Raw genomic sequence first — 1,323 nt, forward strand, 5'->3', positions numbered from 1 at the left:
AAGATCAAATTGGAAGGAAGAATTTCGGGATGAAAGCCGACAACGGCAATATAAAGAGCAGGTACTAGAAAAGAGGTGATAAAGCTAATCAAGCGAATCAATCGGACGAACGACCCGACAACCCACCTGCTTTGATAATCATCTGGGCTTTGATAAAAAGCAAAGAAAGTCACAGGCAAAATCAACGCAGACGGATCTTCGTTAGATAAGATAACAACACGGCCTTCCATGAGATGAGCTACTGCCCGATCCGGTCTTTCCGTAAATAAGATTTGCGGAAAAAGAGAAAATGGGTTGTCTTCTATCAGTTCGGCAATAAATCCAGGTGAGAAGATGGTGTCCATCGCAATGGAACCAAGTCTCGAATCTACCTCTTTAACCAGATCCGGATTGGCCAGATCCTGCATATATAGAAGGGCCAATTTTGCTTTTGCTTCCTTTCCGACCTGGTAATAGCGAGTGACCAGGTTCGGATTTTCAATACGCTTTCGTACCAGATACAGATTCGTGATGAGGTGCTCAATAAAGCCTTCATGAGCGCCGCGAACAACTGCTTCGTTCACCGGCTCCGTGATACTCCGTTTATAACTTGCCGCGACTCCGATTACAAAAGCTTCTGCTGAGCCATCAAATAACAATATTCCTTTTCCTTGAACTAAAGCCTCGGGCAACTCGCTGAGATCAGATTTCCTCTCAAACTCCATAGAAGATATGATTTCTTCCACGATTCCTTCTTTCTTTTCTTCTATAGGTTGAATAATCTCTTTTTGGATTCTTTGTTGATCAGTAAGAGATTCTAAAAATACTAAGAGTCCTTCCATTTGATTAAACTTAATGCTCCGCCACTTCAAATCACTTGAATGAAACAGCTGACTTTGAATGTATTCCTTATTTTTCTGCAAGGAAGGAAACAGGTCTATTAGCATGGGCTGTCCTTTTACTGCACGGTTTTTCGATTTCCATTTCCCTAAAAGATCGTTCATTTTCCTTCACCTTGGTTCAACCTAATTTCCATTAATGTAACCAATAAAATGATCATTATCCATAAAATCCCTTCCTCTTCATATTTGACGGAACTCTCAGCTAGACAAGATCTAGTTACTTTGTGTTGGACGACAAGGTTTGAGACCAAAGCTAAATTATATTGAGGGTTTCATACATAACTGGACAAGTTATTTCGGAACTTCGTATTCCTACTTGTTGCTAAGATTATGGTTAAAGCGTTTCCTTCTCCCCTTATTTCTGATCTCCACTTCTGTCCCGCTTTTAACATTCGGACAAAACACAGCTTCCCAGTTTCAATCCCCGTTTTTCATCACGATT

1 protein-coding gene is annotated in these 1,323 nt (G+C 40.7%); it reads right to left on the reverse strand.

The genetic code is table 11. The annotated features are described in order from the left end of the window. Positions 1-983 (reverse strand): spore germination protein (locus tag AN963_RS00030; protein ID WP_161827245.1); only part of this gene is annotated, 983 nt, incomplete at its 3' end. Positions 984-1,323 lie beyond the last annotated feature (340 nt).

Source organism: Brevibacillus choshinensis, from assembly GCF_001420695.1.
GTDB lineage: Bacteria > Bacillota > Bacilli > Brevibacillales > Brevibacillaceae > Brevibacillus > Brevibacillus choshinensis.